The organism is Sphingomonas sp. FARSPH (genome assembly GCF_003355005.1).
Taxonomy (GTDB): Bacteria; Pseudomonadota; Alphaproteobacteria; order Sphingomonadales; family Sphingomonadaceae; genus Sphingomonas.
Genome location: NZ_CP029985.1, coordinates 1,837,682 through 1,856,316 on the forward strand (window position 1 = coordinate 1,837,682; position 18,635 = coordinate 1,856,316).

17 protein-coding genes are annotated in these 18,635 nt (G+C 69.4%); 13 read left to right on the forward strand and 4 right to left on the reverse strand.

The features are described 5' to 3' along the window. Positions 1 to 3 precede the first annotated feature (3 nt). The 3 genes from DM480_RS08850 to mmsB all read left to right on the forward strand — a co-directional run bounded on the left by DM480_RS08850 (position 4) and on the right by mmsB (position 2,637). A complete protein-coding gene (locus tag DM480_RS08850) occupies positions 4 to 504 on the forward strand; it encodes a hypothetical protein (RefSeq protein WP_115381070.1) in 501 nt (166 codons plus the stop codon). Next, complete coding sequence (locus tag DM480_RS08855) at positions 501 to 1,646, forward strand: acyl-CoA dehydrogenase family protein (RefSeq protein ID WP_115378497.1); 1,146 nt, start codon at positions 501 to 503, stop codon at positions 1,644 to 1,646. Before DM480_RS08850 ends, DM480_RS08855 begins: the two co-directional genes overlap by 4 nt. Positions 1,647 to 1,764: 118 nt before the next feature. Then, on the forward strand, positions 1,765 to 2,637 hold the full coding sequence (gene mmsB / locus DM480_RS08865; RefSeq protein ID WP_115378499.1) for a 3-hydroxyisobutyrate dehydrogenase: 873 nt from the start codon (positions 1,765 to 1,767) through the stop codon (positions 2,635 to 2,637). Positions 2,638 to 2,680: 43 nt separating this feature from the next. Here mmsB and DM480_RS08870 read toward each other — a convergent pair whose 3' ends face one another. Then, positions 2,681 to 3,313 (reverse strand): L,D-transpeptidase family protein, encoded by a 633-nt coding sequence (locus DM480_RS08870; RefSeq protein WP_115378500.1) that lies wholly within the window; start codon positions 3,311 to 3,313, stop codon positions 2,681 to 2,683. Positions 3,314 to 3,520: 207 nt separating this feature from the next. Here DM480_RS08870 and DM480_RS08875 point away from each other — a divergent pair, with 207 nt between their 5' ends. After that, on the forward strand, positions 3,521 to 4,234 hold the full coding sequence (locus DM480_RS08875) for a murein L,D-transpeptidase catalytic domain family protein (protein ID WP_198665781.1): 714 nt from the start codon (positions 3,521 to 3,523) through the stop codon (positions 4,232 to 4,234). A 25-nt stretch (positions 4,235 to 4,259) separates the two neighbouring features. On the opposite strand, the gene DM480_RS08880 is transcribed toward DM480_RS08875, so the two are convergent. Both DM480_RS08880 and DM480_RS08885 read right to left on the reverse strand, forming a co-directional pair. Continuing rightward, positions 4,260 to 5,309, reverse strand: coding sequence for a glycosyltransferase family 2 protein (locus tag DM480_RS08880; RefSeq protein WP_115378501.1), 1,050 nt, complete (start codon positions 5,307 to 5,309; stop codon positions 4,260 to 4,262). Further along, positions 5,306 to 7,795, reverse strand: a complete 2,490-nt coding sequence (locus DM480_RS08885) for a DegT/DnrJ/EryC1/StrS family aminotransferase (RefSeq protein WP_115378502.1) — start codon at positions 7,793 to 7,795, stop codon at positions 5,306 to 5,308. Before DM480_RS08885 ends, DM480_RS08880 begins: the two co-directional genes overlap by 4 nt. A gap of 122 nt (positions 7,796 to 7,917) precedes the next feature. Here DM480_RS08885 and DM480_RS08890 point away from each other — a divergent pair, with 122 nt between their 5' ends. From DM480_RS08890 to DM480_RS08905, 4 genes are all read left to right on the forward strand, one after another. After that, positions 7,918 to 8,421: a MarR family winged helix-turn-helix transcriptional regulator gene (locus DM480_RS08890; protein WP_232833928.1), complete on the forward strand. Its 504-nt coding sequence runs from the start codon at positions 7,918 to 7,920 to the stop codon at positions 8,419 to 8,421. Then, a complete protein-coding gene (locus DM480_RS08895; protein WP_115378504.1) occupies positions 8,418 to 9,827 on the forward strand; it encodes an efflux transporter outer membrane subunit in 1,410 nt (469 codons plus the stop codon). Before DM480_RS08890 ends, DM480_RS08895 begins: the two co-directional genes overlap by 4 nt. A gap of 68 nt (positions 9,828 to 9,895) precedes the next feature. Continuing rightward, positions 9,896 to 11,035, forward strand: a complete 1,140-nt coding sequence (locus tag DM480_RS08900; RefSeq protein WP_115381074.1) for an efflux RND transporter periplasmic adaptor subunit — start codon at positions 9,896 to 9,898, stop codon at positions 11,033 to 11,035. 15 nt (positions 11,036 to 11,050) lie between these two features. Further along, positions 11,051 to 12,592: a DHA2 family efflux MFS transporter permease subunit gene (locus tag DM480_RS08905; protein ID WP_115378505.1), complete on the forward strand. Its 1,542-nt coding sequence runs from the start codon at positions 11,051 to 11,053 to the stop codon at positions 12,590 to 12,592. 126 nt (positions 12,593 to 12,718) lie between these two features. On the opposite strand, the gene DM480_RS08910 is transcribed toward DM480_RS08905, so the two are convergent. Next, on the reverse strand, positions 12,719 to 12,955 hold the full coding sequence (locus DM480_RS08910; protein WP_115378506.1) for a hypothetical protein: 237 nt from the start codon (positions 12,953 to 12,955) through the stop codon (positions 12,719 to 12,721). A gap of 136 nt (positions 12,956 to 13,091) precedes the next feature. Between DM480_RS08910 and DM480_RS08915 the strand changes: the two genes are divergently transcribed. The 5 genes from DM480_RS08915 (at position 13,092) to DM480_RS08935 (ending at position 18,569) form a co-directional block, all read left to right on the forward strand. Beyond that, positions 13,092 to 13,802 carry a response regulator gene (locus tag DM480_RS08915; RefSeq protein WP_115378507.1) on the forward strand — a complete coding sequence of 237 codons (711 nt, stop codon included), beginning with the start codon at positions 13,092 to 13,094 and terminating at the stop codon, positions 13,800 to 13,802. Then, positions 13,799 to 15,109 carry an ATP-binding protein gene (locus DM480_RS08920; protein ID WP_115378508.1) on the forward strand — a complete coding sequence of 437 codons (1,311 nt, stop codon included), beginning with the start codon at positions 13,799 to 13,801 and terminating at the stop codon, positions 15,107 to 15,109. The genes DM480_RS08915 and DM480_RS08920 overlap by 4 nt, the downstream gene beginning before the upstream one ends. A gap of 117 nt (positions 15,110 to 15,226) precedes the next feature. Next, positions 15,227 to 15,928 carry a carbonic anhydrase gene (locus tag DM480_RS08925; protein ID WP_115378509.1) on the forward strand — a complete coding sequence of 234 codons (702 nt, stop codon included), beginning with the start codon at positions 15,227 to 15,229 and terminating at the stop codon, positions 15,926 to 15,928. After that, on the forward strand, positions 15,928 to 17,436 hold the full coding sequence (locus DM480_RS08930; protein WP_115378510.1) for a SulP family inorganic anion transporter: 1,509 nt from the start codon (positions 15,928 to 15,930) through the stop codon (positions 17,434 to 17,436). Before DM480_RS08925 ends, DM480_RS08930 begins: the two co-directional genes overlap by 1 nt. Before the next feature lie 284 nt (positions 17,437 to 17,720). Beyond that, positions 17,721 to 18,569 carry a TorF family putative porin gene (locus tag DM480_RS08935; protein ID WP_115378511.1) on the forward strand — a complete coding sequence of 283 codons (849 nt, stop codon included), beginning with the start codon at positions 17,721 to 17,723 and terminating at the stop codon, positions 18,567 to 18,569. Positions 18,570 to 18,635: the final 66 nt, after the last annotated feature.

An 18,635-nucleotide genomic window follows, 5' to 3' on the forward strand; every position in this document is an offset into this window, starting at 1 on the left:
GCCATGCGTTTTGCGATGATCGGCACCGTCCTCGCCCTGCCGCTCGCCGCCTGCGGCGGAGGGAGCGGCGCCGCGGGCAATAACAGCCAGCAGGCCGCGACCGCGCAGGCGGAGCCGGCCGCCGCGCTGACCGAAGACCCCGACAACGAACTGGTGCCGGTGACGCTGCCGTCGCCCGTCACCGTCAAGGCGATCCCCGCGGCGTTCCAGGGGCGCTGGGGCATGGTCGCCAACGATTGCGATCCGAAGCGCGCCGACAACAAGGGCCTGCTGACGATCGCGGGCGACAGATTGTCCTTCTACGAATCGCGCGGTGTCGCGACCGGGATACGCAGCGAGGGGGACATGCGCGTCTTGTTCGACCTGCCGATGAGCGGCGAGGGCATGAGCTGGACCGAAGCCACGATCCTGACGCTGAAGGGCGACGGCCGCGCCCTGATCCGCGAGGTCACCGCCCCCGCCGACCGCGTCGGCTCATTCCGCTACCAGAAGTGCCCCGCATGACGAACCAGTTCGACCTCACGGATGACCAGCGCGAGATCCAGGAGCTCGCGCGCCGCTTCACCGCCGACCGGATCACGCCGTTCGCGGGCGAGTGGGACGAAAAGCACCATTACCCGATCGACGTGTGGAAGGCCGCGGGCGAGCTCGGCTTCGGCGCGATCTACGTCAGCGAGGAATCGGGCGGCATCGCGCTCGGCCGGCTGGAGGCGGCGCTGGTGATGGAGGCGATGGCCTATGGCTGCCCCGCCACGTCGGCGTTCATCTCGATCCACAACATGGCGGCGTGGATGATCGACCGCTTCGGGTCGGACGACCTGAAGCAGCGTTATCTGCCCGGCCTCGTCACGATGGAGACGATCGGCAGCTACTGCCTGACCGAGCCGGGCTCCGGCTCCGACGCCGCGGCGCTCAAGACCAGCGCGCGGCGCGACGGCGACCATTATGTGCTGAACGGGACGAAGCAGTTCATCTCCGGCGCGGGCTACAACGACCTGTATGTCTGCATGGTGCGGACGGGTGAGGAAAAGAGCCGCGGGATCAGCGCGATCGTCGTCGAGAAGGGCACGCCCGGCCTGTCGTTCGGCGCGCCCGAGAAGAAGCTCGGCTGGAACGCGAGCCCGACCGCGCAGGTGATCTTCGAGGATTGCCGCGTGCCCGTCGCCAATCTGGTCGGCGGCGAGGGCGAGGGGTTCCGGATCGCGATGGCGGGGCTCGACGGCGGCCGGCTCAATATCGGCGCCTGCTCGCTCGGCGGGGCGCAGCGGTGCCTCGACGAGGCGATCCGCTATACCAAGGAGCGCCAGCAGTTCGGCCAGCCCGTCTCCGACTTCCAGAACACGCAATTCACGCTCGCCGACATGGCGACCGACCTGGAGGCGGCGCGCGCGTTGCTGTATCTCGCCGCGGCGAAGGTCACCGCCAACGCCCCCGACAAGTCGCGCTTCTCGGCGATGGCGAAGCGGCTGGCGACCGACAGCGGTTCGGCGATCGTCGATCGCGCGCTGCAATTGCACGGCGGCTACGGCTATCTGCGCGATTATCCGATCGAACGCTTCTGGCGCGACCTGCGCGTTCATTCGATCCTGGAAGGGACGAACCAGGTGATGCGGATGATCGTGGGGCGCGACCTGTTGCGGCAGTAACGCCATCGCCGCCGTCCCCTGCGCGTCATTGCGAGCGCAGCGAAGCAATCCAGGGCGGCGCACGAGACTTCCGGATTGCTTCGCTGCGCTCGCCATGAAGAATCGTGGGAGAGCATCAATGGCACGCGTCGCGTTCATCGGGCTGGGCAACATGGGCGGCGGCATGGCTGCCAACCTCGCGAAGAAGGGGCATGACGTGCGTGCCTTCGACCTCAGCGCCGATGCGCTCGCCAAGGCGAAGGCGGCTGGATGCCTTCCCGTCGACAGCGCCGCTGCCGCGGTGGAGGGCGCGGAGGCGATCGTCACCATGCTGCCCGCGGGCGCGCACGTAGAGGGTGTTTATGCCGATGCGGTGTTCGGCCGCGCCGCGCCGTCGGCGATCCTGATCGACTGCTCGACGATCGACGTCGCCACCGCGCGCCGGCTGGCGGAACAGGCGTCGGCGAACGGCATGCTCGCGGTCGATGCGCCGGTGTCGGGCGGCATCGCGGCGGCGGCGGCGGGCACGCTGACCTTCATGGTCGGCGGCAGCGCGGAAGGGTTCGACCGCGCGCGCCCCTTCCTTGCCGACATGGGCAAGACGGTGATCCACGCCGGTGCCAGTGGCGCGGGGCAGGCGGCTAAGATGTGCAACAACATGCTGCTCGGCGCGACGATGGTCGCGACGTGCGAGGCATTCAGGCTGGCCCACCGGCTCGGCCTCGATCTGCAGACCTTCTACGACATCTCGTCGGTCAGTTCCGGGCAGAGCTGGTCGATGACCACCTATTGCCCCGTGCCCGGCGTCGGCCCCGAAACGCCGGCGGATCGCGACTATCAGGGCGGATTCGCCGCTGCGCTGATGTTGAAGGATCTGCGCCTCGCGATGCAGGCGGCGGGCGAGGCGGGCGCGACGACGCCGATGGGAAGCCGCGCCACGGAATTGTACGAGGCGTTCGTCGCGGGCGGGCAGGGCGGCACCGACTTTTCGGGGATCATCCGGACGCTGTAGTGGCGGGGGGCGAGGCGTCCCGCTCCCCGCGCAGGCTTCACGCTTACCGTCCCGCGATCTGTTCCAGCTGGCCCGCGTTTGCCGCAGCGGTTTCGGCGATCGTCTCCGGGCTCGCTTGCGGCGTATCATATGTCGGCACGTCTTCGATCGACGGCATCGTCGTGCCGTCGCCCAGGCTTTCGTCGGTCACGACGACCGGCGTGCCGACCGAGGTCGCCGCGAACAGCCGCTTGGCGAACGCCATCGGCACGCGGATGCACCCGTGCGATGCGGGGAAGCCCGGGTTGTTGCCCGCGTGGATCGCGACACCGTCCCACGTCAACCGCTGCATGAACGGCATCGGCGCCGCATCGTACAGGTTCGATTTGTGCGTTTCCGATTTCTGCAGGATCGTGAACGCGCCGACGGGCGTCTCTTTACCGTCCTTGCCGGTGGACACGGTGGAGGCCGCGACCAACGTCTTGCCGCGATAGACATAGGCTTTCTGGTCGGGGATCGAGACGACGACGCGCAGCGGCTCGTTCGACGCCGAGTCGGCCCAGACGTAGCGGTTGGGCGAAAGAGTGGCGGCTTCGATCGCGACCGCGCCGGCGGCGGCATCGGTGTCCGCAGCGCGCGCATGGCCGGGGGCGATGGCCAGAAGCACCGCGCCCGCAACGGCAAGCATGTCCTTCATAACGGGTCCCTTTCCTTCCGCCCCCCTCTCAACTGTCCAACGCGCAATGTGCGGTTTCGTGCCGTGTCAAGTCTTCGATCAACCGGGCTTCGCACGCGGCGAGTCGTGCAACCGCAAAGCCAAGCCGCTGGATGCGCAGCAGAAAATTAGGTCCAAAACTGCTATGTAAGGCGAAAGCGGGGATCGAGCCGGGGCTTATTTTTTTCGATGATTGATCAGCATGACGACGCGCTGCGTAGCAGGCGCGCCCTTCTGAAGAACGGCCTGGTACTGGGTGCGACGCTGGCGGTGCCGGGGGCGGTGTCCGCCGCGACGCGCCGCCTGACGCAGAGCGATCTACGCGCGGTCGCGACGCCGCCGCTGCCCGCCGGCGCTCCGCGCGTCGCTGCGCAGGCGATCACCTCGCCGCGGGTGGTGCGCCCCGAACTGCTCCGCCGCGCGATGGCCGCGCTCGACCGGCACGGCCGCCAGCTCGCCAATCGCGACCGGATCGCGATCGCCGACATGGCGGCGCCCTCATCGCAGCCGCGCTTCCACATCGTCGATCTCGCCAACGGGCGCAGCCAGTCTTTCCTCGTCGCGCATGGCAGCGGGTCCGACCCGTCGCACACCGGGTTCCTCAAGCGCTTCTCGAACGACCCGGGCTCGAACGCGAGCAGCGAGGGCGCCTTCCTCACCGCCGACTATTACGTCGGCAAGCATGGCCGGTCGCAGCGGCTGATCGGGCTCGACGCGACCAACGACAATGCGCTGTCGCGCGCGATCGTCGTCCATTCGGCATGGTATGCCAACCCCGACATGATCCGCAGCCACGGCATGCTCGGCCGCAGCCAGGGCTGCTTTGCGGTCGGCGAGGACGATCTGTCGCGCGTCTTCGCGGCGCTCGGGCCGGGCCGGATGATCTATTCCGACAAGATCTGAGCAGCGGGATTTCGGTTGGCGCCGATCAGGCGCGGCGGCGCACCCGCCGCGCTGCGCCGATCGCGCCGCACCACAATAAGGTTTCCAGCCCGGCATAGCCCAGGCCCAAGTGCGGCGGACGTGCCGCCAGCACGTCGCCGACGCCCACCGATCCCGATCGCAGCGCCGCGCGCCCGATCCCGGCCCAGCGCCGCGCGGTTTCCCAGCGGATCAGCTTGCGGCTTTCGCGGTCCGGGTCGTGGCGTGCGAGATAGGCCGCCTGCAACCGCGCGATGCCGTTGCCCAGCGTCTGCAGCGTCGCGCGGTCGGGCACGGCGGCACCGCCCATATTGTGGACGACGAGCAGCGTGGCGAGCCGCCCGGCATCCTCGCCCAGCACGTCGGCATGCGCTTCGGTAAGCGCGCGCGTCGCGCTGGCGCGCATCGTGTCGACGAACCGCTTGGAGACGCCGCCGGCATGCTGGCGATAGAGGACCAGCGGTTCGTCGAGCCGCGCGAGCCGGCCGAACGCGGCGATACGGTGATAGAGGTCGAAATCCTCAGCATAGACGAGGTCGGGCCGGCTGAACGGGTCGAGCCGGTGCGCGACGTCGGCGCGGATCATCACCGTCGACCAGACCAAGGGATTTTCGATCCAGCTGAGCCAGCCGATGAGGTCGGGCGTCGTGTGCGTCGGATAATGCATCGCCGACACGCGCCCGTCGCGCAGCTGCTCCGCCTGCGTCCCCAGCAACGCGACGTCGCGATGACGGTCGAGATAGGCGACCTGGCGTGCGATCCGGTCGGGCAGGCACAGATCGTCCTGGTCCAACCCGGCGATGTAGCGGCCGCGCGCGGCAGCGACGCCCATGTTGCGCGCCAGCACCGGGCCGCCGTTCTGGTCGCGTTCGATCAGGCGGACGCGTGGGTCCGGCCAGTCGCGGATCAGGGCGCGGGTGCCATCGGACGATCCGTCGTCGACGACGATCGCCTCCCAGTCGCGCAGCGTCTGCGCCTCGATCGACCGCAACGTCTCGCCGATGAACCCTTCGCCATTGTAGCTGGGGATGACGAACGAGACGATCGGGTCGGTCATGCCGCCACCTGGACCGACGGCGCCTCCGTGCCAAGCACCTGATCGACGATCATCTGGCCGACGTCGTTCTGCCACAGCCACAGGCCGTTCGCCTGGCCACGAAAGCTCTTTTCCCCACCCAGCCGGCCCCAGGGGACGAAGCCCGCCGACAGGCCGATGCCATAGGCGCCCGGCACGGGCAGGTCGGCGGCATCGAGGATGCGGCAATGGCGATCGACCATCGGCCGGCCGGCGGTGTGCGCCAGCGCGATCGGCGCGCCCGCCGTATCGAACAGCGGCAGCGCGCGCGGACGATAGCCGAGCGCGCCGACGACGAGGTCGGCATCCGACAGGATCGCGCGCGCGGCGGCATCGTCGTCGCCCGCGATACGGTGGATCGCGACGCGCGGGTCGGGCGTGCGCCCCGCCAGTGCCAGCATGCGCAGCACCAGTTCGCGCGATTCGAGGCGCAGGCCGGCAAGGCGCAGTACGAAGCCGCTGATCGGGCAGATGTCGTCCGCGTCGAAATCGGTGAAGCCGTCGGCGTGTGCGGCCTCGATATTGGGGTAGAAGGGCTTGGGGATTTCGCGCACCAGCAGGGTGATCGCGCCCGCGCCGAGCGGCAGGTCGTGTCGCTTGAGCAGCAGCACCGCGGCAGCGAGCGCGCTGGTGGAGGCGCCGACGATGGCGATGCGCGGTGCGGGACGGCCGCGCAGGCGCTCGACCGCGGTGTCCACCCCGCCCAGCCGCAGTAGCGCGTCCGATCGCATCAACCGGTCGCCGGCGAGGGTGCCGAGCGTCGCGCCGGCGACGACCTTGGCCGCGACATGCTCGTCGGTCTGATATCCTCCGGTCGCGACGACGATGCTGCGCGACGTCAGCAGGCGCGGGCCATCCGGCGTCGCCAGCATCGTCGTCCACGATCCGTCGCGCGTCCGCTGCGCGTGCAGCGCCTCCGCGCCGGTCAGCACCGTGCCGCCGTGCTCCGTGACGATAGTGCGCAACCGGTCCGCGGTCACGCCCAGCAGCGGCGCGGTATCGATGAGCGGCGCGCCCAGCTGGCCGCAATAGGTCGCCATGCGCCGCGCCGCGGGATGGTCGGCGAGCGCCGCGAGTTCGGGATGCGGATTGTCTCTCACTGCCGACAGGAATGTTTCGGCGGTCGTGTCCGACCGGATCGCATAGCCGCCGAGCGCGCCCGGGCCGATCCGGCCTCCGCGCTCGACCAGCGTGAGTCCATCCTCGGCGAGCGGCACGAGCTGGCCCGATTTGCTCGCGGCGGTGAGCATCGCGGTGCCCGCGGGGCCCCCACCGATCACCACGCAGCCGCGCGTCGTGTCGTCCATACAAATCCCAAGATTGTCCGCGGCGGTTTCGGCAACCCGTTCGATCGCCGCCGCCAGGCGTCCCGCGATGGTGTGGGCGTCGGCGGGACACATCGCGTCGGTGACCGGAAGGCTGAGCATCCGCGCGGACAGATCGTCCGCGACCGGTGTCGCCTCGACGATGGCGGTGTCGCGGAACAGCCGCTGCTCGCCCAGGTGCGGGCTGAAATAGCGGCCGACGCCGACACCGTCCGCCGCCAACGCGGCGCCGATCGCGTCGCGGTGCGGCGCGAGATCGCGCGGCAGCAGCACCGGCATGAACTGCGCCGCCTGTCTCATCCCGCGCGCGCGCTGGAAGGTGAAACCGGCCAGGGCCGCGCGGTAGGCAACGTCGATCTCGGCACGCGCGTCGCAGATCGCGTCGACCTGCGTCAGCTTGGCGCGCGCCATCAGCGCGAGCACCTCGGGCAGCTTGGCGTTGATGCCCGGCAAGGTCGCGCTACGCCCGCCTTCGAAGCCGAAATTGGTCATGCTGCGCAACTGATCGATCAGCGCGCGGTCGCCGCTGTAGATCAGGCCGCCTTCCGCGACTGAAAACGTCTTGGTCGCGTGCATCGAATAGACGAGCGTGAAGGGCGCGCCCGTGCCGAAGCCGCGCCCCTCCGTGTCGCGCGTACCCAGCGATGCGGCGGCGTCGATCACGACGCCTACCCCGAACCGGCGCGCCAACCAGGCGTAACGGTCGAGGTCGATCGCGGTACCGAACGTCGCATAGGGTACGAGAACGCCAATTCGGCTGCCGTACCGGGCGAGCGCGTGCTCCTCCGCTGCCGGATCGATGCTCCACTCGTCCGGATCGACGTCGACGATCAGCGGTGTCAGACCGGCCCACATCGCCGCCTGTCCCGTGGCGGCAAAGGTCATCGCCGGCATCAGTGCAAGCGTGCCCGGCGCCGGGTGCAGGCCCGCTGCCTGGCGGATCGCGATCATCAGCCCCAGCGTCGCGTTGCCGACCGCCACCGCCGCCCCGGTACCATCGAACAGCGCGTCGACCACCTCGCGTTCGAACGCGCGGACTTCCGGGCCGTTGTTGCTGAACACGCCCGATGCCTCGATGCGCCGCAGGCCTTCGCCGAGTTCGGAAAGACGGGGTGGGCGTGGGGCGATCAGCGGAAATTCCATAGCGCGCGGGTCCTGTGGCAACCCCCGGCGCTTACGGCCGGCGTCCCTAAGAAGCCGTTAGCATCGCCGCGGCCGCCCATGCCGCGACCAATACGGCAGCGCAAATGACGTAATTTTCATTTGTGCGCTCCGGCAACAGTTGCCATGGCAACTATATGGGCTTCTACACCGACTCGACGTTCATGCCGGAAACCTCGATCGGCTATCTCGTCCGCCGCTCGCACCAATTGAGCGTGCAGGCGCTAGAGCCGATCTTCGCGGCGGCGGGGATGACGGCGACGCAATGGTCGGCGCTCGCATCGATCCGTGTCCAGCGGCTCAGCACCTGCGCCGCGGTGGCGCGCGACATAGCCTACGACAAGGGCGCGACGACGCGGCTGCTCGACTCGCTGGAGGAGCGCGGCTGGATCAACCGGCGGCGCGACCACGGCGACCGCCGCGTCGTTCACGTGATGCTGACCCCTGCGGGCGAGACGGCGGCGATGGCGGTGCGCGACGCGGTCGTGGCGCAATGGAACGAATGGCTTACCGATTGGAACGACAAGGATATCATGGACCTCATCCGTCTTTTACAGCGGCTGCGCGGTACGTTGACGCAGGCCACCGACGAAGGCGCGGCGGCATGACCCGCGCGCGCCTGGCCCCGTTGCTGTCTGCGGCCCTGCTCGCCGGCTGCGCGGTGCCGCACAGTCCGCCCGCCGTCGCGCCGCTTGCGCCCGCCGCGCTCGGCCTCGATGCCGCGACCACGCCCGTCATCGCGGACGATTGGTGGAAGGGCTTCGGCGATCCCCAGCTCGACCGGCTGGTCGCCGACGCGACCGCGGGCAATCCGACGCTCGATGCCGCGCTCGCCCGCGTGCGCCAGGCGGAGGCGGTGCTCGCCGGTCGCCGCGCCGAAGACGGCCCCAACGTCACGCTCGATGCCTCGGTGCAGCCGCAGCGCTTCTCCGGCAATTACATCATCCCACCCCCCTATGGCGGCACGGTGCGGACGATCGGCCAGGTGCAGGGCAATCTGTCGTGGAACCTCGATCTGTTCGGGCGCCAGCATGCCGCGATCGTCGGCGCGCGCGCCTCGGCCCGTGCCGCCGCGCTCGACGTCGCCGCGGCACGACTCGCCATCGCGGGATCGGTGGTGCAGACGTACATCGACCTCGCCCGGGCGGAAACGCAGGCGCGGCTGGCCCGCGACACGGTCGCGACGCGGCAGCGCTCGCTCGACCTCGTCAACGTGCGCATCCGCAATCGTCTCGCCAGCAACCTGCAGGCCGAAGCCGCGGGCACGTTGCTGGCGCAGGCGCGCGAGGCGGCGGTGCGCGCCGACGGCGCGCGCGCCATTGCCGCCAATGCGCTCGCCGCGCTGGCGGGGCGGGGGCATGACTATGCGCTGGCGATCCAGCCCGCGCGGCTCAACCTCGACGCGGCGTTGCCGCTGCCGCGCACCCTGCCCGCCGACCTGCTCGCGCGTCGGCCGGACATCGCCGCGGCCGAGGCGCGGATCGACGCCGCCGCGGCGGGACGCCAGGTTGCGCGCCGTGCCTTCTATCCCAACGTCAACCTCGCCGCCTTTGCAGGGCTCCAGGCGATCGGGCTCGGCAACCTGATCGGCCTCGATTCCGCGGCGGTGGGGGCGGGCCCGGCGATCCACCTGCCGTTGTTCGACAATGGCCGGCTGAAGGCGGATCTCGCCGGCGCGACCGCCGCGCTCGACGTCGCCACCGCCGATTACAATGATCGCGTGATCGGGGCGGTGCGCGATGCCGCAGACGCGATCGCGCTGGTCGACAATATCGCGCAGCAGCGCGCACGGGCGGCGGAGGTCGTGCGCGGCCTGTCCGAAACCAACCGCCTCAACGCGATCCGCGTGTCGAGCGGCCTCGACAGCAAGCTCGACCTTGTCGACACCGACATCCGCCTGCTCGACGCGCGTCTCGCCACCACCAACCTCGCCGCCGATGCGGCCCGCCAGCGTGTCGCGCTGGTGCTGGCGCTCGGCGGCGGGTTCACGCCTGCCCAGGAAACCGCCCGATGACCGACTCCCGCTCCGCTTATGACGATTCCGCCGCCGCGCCCGGCGCCGAGGTGCAGGCACCAGAGGTGATGGCGACGAAGGAGCCGGCGCGCCCGCGCGCGCGGCGGCTGGGCTTCGCGATCCTCACGGCGATCGTCGTCATCGCGCTGATCGTCTGGGCGGTGATGCATTTCCTGCTCGCCAATCCGGAAGAGGAAACGGACGACGCCTATGTCGCGGGCGACGTCGTCTCCGTCACCGCGCGTGACGCGGGACAGGTGATCGCGATCCACGCCGACAATACGCAGACGGTGAGGGCGGGGCAGCCCTTGCTCGACCTCGACCCGGTCACCGCCGACGTCAACCTCGCCAGCGCCGCGGCCGAACTGGCGCGGGCGGTGCGCGCGACGCGCGCCGACTTCTCCAAGGTCTCCGAAAGCGGCGCCTCGGTAGTGCAGGCGCGCGCGCAGCTGTCCGCCGCGACCTCCGACTATGCCCGCCGCCAGGGTGCGGCGGCGCAGGGCGCGGTGTCGGGCGAGGAACTGGCGCACGCCGCCGACGCGGTGAAGGTGGCGCGCGCCAACCTCAATCTCGCGCTCAGCCAGCAGGCGCAGTCGCGCTCTGCGGTGCAGGGCACCGACGTGTCGACCAACCCCGCGGTGCTCGCCGCGGTCGCCGCCTATCGCCGCGCCGCGATCATCCGCAGCCACATGCACGTCGTCGCGCCGATCGACGGCGTCGTCGCGCAGCGCACCGTGCAGATCGGGCAGCAGGTCGCGGCGGGCACGCCGCTGATGGCGGTCGTGCCGCTGTCGCGCGTGTGGATCGACGCCAATTTCCGCGAAACGCAGCTCAAGGATCTGCGCATCGGCCAGCCCGCGACGGTTACCGCCGACATGTACGGCAAGGGCATCGTCTATCATGGCCGGGTGATCGGCCTGGGCGCAGGCTCGGGCAACGCCTTCGCGCTGCTGCCGCCGCAGAACGCCAGCGGCAACTGGATCAAGATCGTGCAGCGCGTGCCGGTGCGCATCGCGCTCGACGCGGGCGAGTTGCAGCGCAATCCCTTGCGCGTCGGCCTGTCGGCGAACGTCACCGTCGCGACGGGCGATCTGTCCGGGCCGCGCCTGGGCCAGGCGGCGACCACCGCCTATACCGACAGGCCCGCCGACGATCGCGATCCCGCGGTCGAGGCGCGCATCCGCCAGATCATCGCGGCGAACCGGTAAGGCCCGAGCGACCCGATGAGCGCCCCCGCAACCGAACTGCCGCCGCTGGAGGGCGGGCGCCGCGCCTTGCTCGCCTTCGCGCTCGCGCTCGGCACCTTCATGATGGTGCTCGACAGCACTATCGCCAACGTCTCGCTGCCGACGATCGCGGGCAATCTCGGCGTCTCCAGCGACAATTCGACGTGGATCATCACCGCCTTCGCCGTCGCGAACGGCGTCGCGGTGCCGCTGACCGGCTGGCTGATGGGCCGGTTCGGCGTCGTACGTACCTTCTGCGTCGCAGTGGCGGCGTTCACGCTCGCCTCGTTCCTGTGCGGCATCGCGTGGAACCTGCAGTCGCTGATCCTCTTTCGTATCCTGCAAGGCGCGTGTTCGGGACCGATGATGCCGGGCAGCCAGGCGTTGCTGATCTCGATCTTCCCCGCCGACCGGCGCTCGACCGCGCTCGGCGTCTGGTCGATGACCACCCTCGTGGGCCCGGTGATGGGACCTATCCTGGGCGGCTGGATCAGCGACAATTACCATTGGAGCTGGATTTTCCTCATCAACGTGCCCGTCGGCATCTTCTGCGCGCTCACCTGCTGGAACGGCCTGAAAAGCCGCGAGACGCCGACGCGCAAGCTGCCGATCGATACCGTTGGGTTAGGGCTGCTCGTGCTGTGGGTCGGCGCGCTGCAAGTCGTGCTCGACCTCGGCAAGAACGCCGACTGGTTCAACGACACGACGATCTGCATCATGACGGTGATCGCCGCGGTCGGTTTCGTCGCCTGGCTGATCTGGGAATTGACCGATGCCAATCCGGCAGTCGACCTGTCGCTGTTCGCTAACCGCAATTTCGCGATCGGCACCGCGGTCTTCTGCATGGGCTATGCGATCTTCTTCGCCAATACGCTGATCCTGCCGCTCTGGCTGCAGACGCAGGTCGGCTATACCGCGACCTGGGCGGGGCTGATCGCGGCGCCCAGCGGGCTCGTCGCTGTGGTCATGTCGCCGCTCGCCGCGCGGCTGTCGGGCAAGGTCGATGCGCGCATCCTCGCCAGCATCGCCTTTCTCGCCTTTGCCGTCTCCTACTGGATGCGATCGCGGTTCGTCACCGACGCGACCGTCGTCGACTTCATGCTGCCGCTGCTGGTGCAGGGCATCGGGATGAGCGTGTTCTTCCTCGCGATGATCACCATCCTGCTCGACGGCATCCCGCCGCACCGCATCCCGTCGGCGACCGGCATTTCCAACTTCGCGCGGATCGTCGCCGGATCATTCTCTGCCTCGATCATCACCACCGCCTGGGATCGGCGCGAGACGCTGCACCAGACGCGCCTGGCGGATGCGGTGGGGCAGGGGACGGCGTTTCAAATGGCGAGCGACAAGCTGCAGCATCTCGGCGCCTCGTCGACGCAGGCGGCGGCGGCGATCACCCGCCAGATGGTGGGGCAAGCCTATCTGCTCGCATCGACCGACCTGTTCCGGCTGTCGGCCTATCTGTGCATCGCGGGCACGTTGCTGGTGTGGTTCACGCGGCGTCCGGCGGCGGTCAGCGGGCCGGTGGCGGCGGATTGATCCGGGCGGCCGATCGGGCGGGCCACGGGTGGCGAGGTTTCGCCGGCGTCTCGGGTCAAAGGAGACGGGAAACCTCGCCGACCATGTTCATGCGCGCGGGCGCATGAACCCGGCCGAAACGAGCCGTCAGTCGCGCGCGACGACCGGTGCGACCGGGGTGGGACGCAGCTTGTCGTTGGCGGCGACGGTCTGCGCCTTGGTGGGGCAGAAATAGACGGGCGCGTGGCTTACCATCTTGCCCGCGGGGGCGTGGACCTGATGTTTGGTGCAGCCGGCGGCGACCTTCGGGTCGGTCGGGCTACCGGCAAGCGCGGGCGATGCGATACCGGCCAGTGCGACCGCGGTGATGACGAAACGGATCATGCGAAAACCTCCTCCAGTTGCATGAGAGCGCATGATCTAGGCCCCGCCGCTTTCCCGCGAGCGACGCGCGCGTAAGGAATTGTGTCCGCGCCGGGCTTGGTTGACCCGTCCCGACGCGCAGCCTACCTCATGGCGCATGACCGCCCCCACCATCCTCCTGGTCGAGGACGATCCCGCGCTGCGCACACTGACGACGCGGGCGTTGCAGGAAAACGGCTACATCGTCCGCCCCGCCTCCGCCGCGCCGGAGATGTGGCTGGCGCTGGAGGCCGGTCCCGTCGACCTCGTCCTGCTCGACATCATGCTGCCCGGCACCAGCGGCATCGACCTGTGCCGCGCGCTCCGTCAAAAGAGCGAGGTCCCGATCATCTTCATCAGCGCCAAGGGCAGCGAGACCGACCGCGTCGTCGGGCTGGAACTCGGCGCGGACGATTACCTGCCCAAGCCGTTCGGCACGCGCGAGCTGATCGCCCGCGTCCGCGCGGTGTTGCGCCGCGGCCAGCTCGAACGGCGCAGCGGCGAGCGCGAGGAGGGCGTGTTGAGCTTCGATGGCTGGACGGTCACGTTGCCACGCCGCGAGCTGACCTCGCCCACCGGTGCCGTCGTCGACCTAACCGGCGCGGAGTTCGACCTGCTCGTGGCGCTGGCCGAACATGCCGGCCGCGTCATCGCGCGCGAACGGCTGATCGAGCTGTCGCGCACGCGGCTCGGCGACAGTTCGGATCGCAGCATCGACGTGCTGGTCAGCCGCCTGCGCCGCAAATTGTCCAACGCCGGCCAGGACGCGCCGATCATCACCGTGCGCGGCGTCGGCTACATGTTCAACACCGAGGTGACGCGCCGTTGAGGCGCCTGTTGCGGCCTTCGATCGGCCTGATCGGGCAGATCGTCGCGATCCTGCTGCTGACCATGGTGATCGAGTTCGGCGTATCGACGCTGTTGTACGAGCGGGCCAGCCAGTTCTCGGTCCGCGACGACGAGGCGCGCCGGCTCGCCGAGCATCTGGTTATCGCCCGCCGGCTCGTCGCCGAACAGCCGCCGCCGCGCCGCGCGGCGATGGCGGAGGACCTGACCACCGAGCGCTATGCGCTCGACTGGCAGCAGTCGCTGCCCGCGCCGCCGCCGATCGCGCCCGCGCTCGACAGCATGCGCCACCAGGTGATCGAATGGGAGCCGTCGCTCGCGCGGTCTGACCTCAGGCTGCGGCTCAGTTCGCCCGGGCGCAGTTCCGTCGTTACCGGCGGCCTGCAATTGCCCGACGGCAGTTGGCTCTATTTCCGCACGCTGGAGCCGCTCCAGAATCTCAACCTCGCCGCCGAACGGATCCTGCTCGCGCTGATCCCCGCGCTCGCGCTGATGCTGCTTGGCGGACTGCTCATCCAGCAGATGCTGCGCCCGATGCGCAACCTCGCCGCGGCCGCGGACCGGTTCGGCGACGGCGTCCACGCGCCGGTGCCGGAGGACGGGCCGGGCGAGGTGCGCCGCGTCGTCGCCGCTTTCAACCGCATGGCGGGCCGCATCCAGCGGCTGATCGCCGACCGGACGCAGGCGCTCGCCGCGGTCGGTCACGACCTGCGCACGCCGCTCGCGCGCCTCCGCCTGCGCGCCGACGGCGTCGACGATCCCGCGGTGCGCGCGGCGATCGGCCGCGATCTGGGCGAGATGGAGGCGATGATCTCCTCATTGCTCGCGTTTCTCGGCGGCGACAGCGATCCGGAAGTGCCCGTGCTCACCGATATCGCCGTGGTCTGCGCGACCTTGATCGACGATGTCGAGGATCGGGACCTGCCCGGCCGATACGACGGGCCGAACCATTGCGAGGTGCGCGTGCGCCCGGTCGCCTTCAAGCGCGCGCTGTCCAACCTCGTCGAAAATGCGCTCCATTATGCCGGCAACGTCGTGCTGCGGCTGGACAGCAAGAGCGAGGGCGTCACGATCGCGGTCGAGGACGACGGGCCCGGCATTCCTGACGAACAGCTGAAACGCGTGCTCGAACCCTTCGTCCGCCTCGACACCGCGCGGCCGCGCGACACCGTCGGTTTCGGGCTCGGCCTGCCGATCGTCGCGAAGATCGTCGCGGGCGAGGGCGGGACGCTCAGCCTGTCCAATCGCGCGGGCGGCGGCCTGCGCGCGGCGATCTTCCTGCCGCGATAAGACGTCGGGACCGGAAACACTTCCTCACAGCGACGCGGCGCCGCAGCAAAATCGGTGCCGTACATCCTTCCCGTTAGGCCGGGCCCCGTTCCCGGCGTTCGAGGAGGAGTATCAACCATGAACAACGAAGTGATCGGCCGTGTCCTCGCCTTCGAAAAGAAGGTGTTCCAGGACCAGCACGCGCTCTATTCGACGCTCGCCCGCCACGGCCAGAGCCCGAAGGCGCTCATCATCTCCTGCTCCGATTCGCGCATCGTGCCCGAGCACATCATGCAGGCGCAGCCGGGCGACCTGTTCGTCTGTCGCAACGCCGGCAACATCGTGCCCCCGTTCGCGCAGCCGTCGGGCGGCACCACCGCGACGGTCGAATATGCGATCTCCGTGCTCGGCGTGCGCGACATCATCGTCTGCGGCCATTCCGACTGCGGCGCAATGAAGGGCCTGTCGGGCGATCCCGCTGCGCTGTCGTCGGTCCCCAACGTTGCGCAGTGGCTGCGCCACGGCGCCGCCGCGCGCCAGGTCGTCGACCGCAGCTATCCCGAGCTGACCGACGGCGAGCGCGTCCGCGCGCTCAGCCTGGAGAACGTCGTCGCGCAAATCGCCAACCTGCGCACGCATCCGTCGGTCGCCGCCGGCATCGCGCGCGGCGAGATTTCGCTGCACGGCTGGTTCGTCGACATCCATGAGGGCAACGTCCTTGGCCTCGACGGCAACACCGGCAAGTTCGTCGTGATCCGCGAGGGCGATGCCTTCCCGGTCGCGCTGCCCGCTGCCGAACGTCGCGCGAGCGACGTCGACTTCGCCATGGCCGCGGAGTGATGCCCCGCCTGACATTGCCCTCGACGGCGATCCTGACGCGTGATTTCACCGCGTCGATCGTCGTCTTCCTCGTCGCGATGCCTTTGTGCATGGGCATCGCCGTCGCGTCGGGCGTGCCGCCCGAAAAGGGTCTGATCACCGGCATCATCGGCGGCATCGTCGTCGGCGCGCTGGCGGGATCGCCGCTGCAGGTCAGCGGCCCCGCCGCGGGCCTGGCGGTGGTGGTGTTCGAACTGGTGCGCGATCACGGCATGTCCGCGCTCGGCCCGATCCTGATCCTCGCCGGCGCGATCCAGATCGTCGCCGGCATCCTGAAGCTCGGCGGCTGGTTCCGCGCGATCAGCCCGGCGGTCGTCCACGGCATGCTCGCCGGCATCGGCCTGCTGATCGTCGTCGGCCAGTTCCACGTCCTGTTCGATGCCAAGCCGCTGCCGTCGGGCCTGCTCAATCTCACCGCGATGCCCGGCCGCCTGCTCGGTCTGTCGCCCGACAATATCCAGGCCGCCGAACTCGCGTTCGGCATCGGCATGCTGACGATCGTGTGCATGATCGGCTGGGAAAAGGTGCGCCCCGCCTCGATGAAGCTCGTTCCCGGTGCGCTCGTCGGCGTGCTCGCCGGCACGTTCGCCGCGATGGCGTTCGGGCTGGAGGTCGCGCGCGTCAGCGTGCCCGAATCGATCACCGCGGCGGTCGCACTGCCGGGCAACGACATCGTCGCGCGCTTCATGGATCCCTCGATCCTCGCCGCCGCGCTCGCCATCGCCTTCATCGCCAGCGCGGAAACGTTGCTGTCGGCGGCGGCGGTCGACCGGATGCACGACGGGGTGCGCACCAACTACAATAAGGAACTGCGCGCGCAGGGCATCGGCAACCTGCTTTGCGGCATCGCCGGCGCGCTGCCGATGACGGGCGTCATCGTCCGCTCCTCCGCCAACGTGCAGGCGGGTGCGAAGACGCGCGCCTCGACGATGCTGCACGGCATCTGGATCCTCGGCTTCGTCGCCCTGCTGCCGTTCGTGCTGCGCGAGATTCCGATGGCGGCGCTCGGCGCGATCCTGGTCGTCACCGGCTGGCGCCTCGTCAGCCTCAGCCACGCGAAACACCTGTTCTCGCATTACGGCATCCTGCCCGCCTTCATTTGGGCAGCGACGCTCGTCACCGTGGTCGCGGCGGATCTGCTCACCGGCGTGCTGGTCGGCATCGGCCTGTCGCTGCTCGAACTCGTGCCCAACCTGACGCGCCTGAAGCTCCGGGTGTCCGAAGGCGAAACCGCGGGCGGCCACGCCATCGGTCTGGCGGGCGCGGCGACCTTCGTCTCGCTGCCCAAGCTGTCGGACACGCTCGATCGTGCGCCGACCGGCCCCGTGCGGCTCGACGTCAGCGACCTCAAGACCGTCGACCACACCTGCGCCGAATTCATCAAGGATTGGTTCCAGCGGCGCCGCGCCGCCGGGGACGCGATCGAGGTGTTCGGCGCCAGCGGCAAGGTCGCGGCGCTGGCGCACTGATCGCGGCTACGAAGCCTTCCCTCGGCCCCCCTGCCGTTCGTGCTGTCCCGATTCCGATCGGGTCGGCACGGACGGAATTTTCCCTGGGGACGCGAGGGCCTATCGATCCGATCGGCGTGACGCCCGGCAACATTTCGTCACGCCCAAGCAACCCGCGGGCAGCTTTGCTGCACTAGCGAGGACCGTGCCCGGGAACGACTGGCGATCCGTCTCATCCTCCTCCGAGACGAGCGCGCTGGCGGACCCGGGCGCAGGAGGGACCTCACCGATGTGAAAGGGGTCCCATGAAGTCTGTTGCATCCATCGCGGCCATGGTCGCCGCCTTTGCCGCCGTCCCCGCCACCGCGCAGGACAGCGCGCCACCCAAGCCCGTTACCGTCACCGGCAACGTCGCGCTCGTCTCCGACTATCGCTTCCGCGGCGTGTCGCAGTCGGACGAGGAAATGGCGATCCAGGGCGGCCTCACGGTCGCGCACGAAAGCGGGCTTTATGTCGGTACCTGGGCCTCCAACCTCGCCGGCTGGGGCACGTTCGGCGGCGCGAATATGGAACTCGACCTGATCGGCGGGTATAAGATGCCGGTGGGCGGCGGCGGCACGCTCGACGTCGGACTCACCTGGTACATGTACCCCGGCGGCGCGTCGAAGACCGATTTCGCCGAACCCTATGTCAAACTGTCGGGCACGCTCGGCCCCGCCAGCCTGCTCGCTGGCGTCGCCTACGCCCCCAAGCAGCAGGCGCTCGGCGACTGGTACGCCACCGGCGCGGCGGCGCAGACGGGCGTCTATACGAAGCCGGGGGCGAAATACGACAACCTCTACCTTTGGGGCGATGCGACCGCAGGCGTGCCGAACACGCCGCTGACCGCAAAGGCGCATATCGGCTATTCCAGCGGCAATCCCGGCCTGGGCCCCAACGGTACTTCTGTCGCGCCGACGGGCAAATACTGGGACTGGATGCTGGGCGCCGACCTTGCGGTGAAGGGCACGCCGCTGACGCTCGGCGTCGCATACGTCGACACCGACATCAGCACGCGCGAGGCGGCCTATCTGCTGCCCAATTTCTCCTCGACCAAGGATGGCGGCCCGATCGCCGGCGCGCAGGTGGTCTTCTCTGTGACCGCGGCATTCTAACGATCATTCCTCCCCGCTTTGCGGGGAGGAACAGGTCTGTGGGGAACCCAACCCGCCCCACCGCGC